Source organism: Bacillaceae bacterium S4-13-56 (genome assembly GCA_040191315.1).
Lineage (GTDB): Bacteria > Bacillota > Bacilli > Bacillales > JAWJLM01 > JAWJLM01.
Genome location: JAWJLM010000182.1, coordinates 1 through 696 on the forward strand (window position 1 = coordinate 1; position 696 = coordinate 696).

1 protein-coding gene is annotated in these 696 nt (G+C 33.6%); it reads right to left on the minus strand.

Annotated elements, in window-relative coordinates:
• Positions 1–152 precede the first annotated feature (152 nt).
• On the minus strand, positions 153–696 hold a 544-nt coding region (locus tag RZN25_18555; GenBank protein MEQ6378788.1), incomplete at its 5' end, for an HNH endonuclease signature motif containing protein.

Here is a 696-nt window from a genome sequence, read left to right on the forward strand (position 1 = left end):
TTATTCATACAGATAGGTAAGGGTTTGAAGTTATCTCTCCCTTTTCCCCCTGTTCACACCGTACATGCGACTTTCACCGCATACGGCGTTCCAACTAATCCAATTCATTCAATTCTATGTATTATTAGATTCGACTTTGCTTTCTTCCGAAATCAAATTACTTGATTATGACATTGTAATCGAAGCTCATTCAGTTTTCCTAATTGCTTTTTTGAGAGATTTAAGTTTTTTATTAATGCTTTAATCTTATCATTGTCTTTCATGTGTACTAGTCTATGGACTGATTCATGCAGTATAACTAGATTAGAGAATGAATCATCTTTTGAAAGATGATAAGGATTTTTATGGTGGCAATGCCAATCATTTAGACCTAGTTCTATTCCAGAAATGGCACACTTACCATACTGAGCGATAAATTTACTTATTCGATTGTCGTTATATTCAATTGTTCGATTAGGAATAAAACTTTTCATGCTGTAAGATAAGACATCTTTACTTATGGCTTTTAGCCCTTTGTGTATCTTTTCTCTACCTTCGGTCGTGTAATTGCACGTATCCTGGGAAAAGCATAAATTCGTTTTATATTTTTGGGCATGGATGGGTACAAAAACCATGTTTTGTATCTTATACAGTTTGCAATTGTATCCTTTATACCTCTTTTGTAATGTCTTAGTCATTTCATGAAATTCTGCGTCT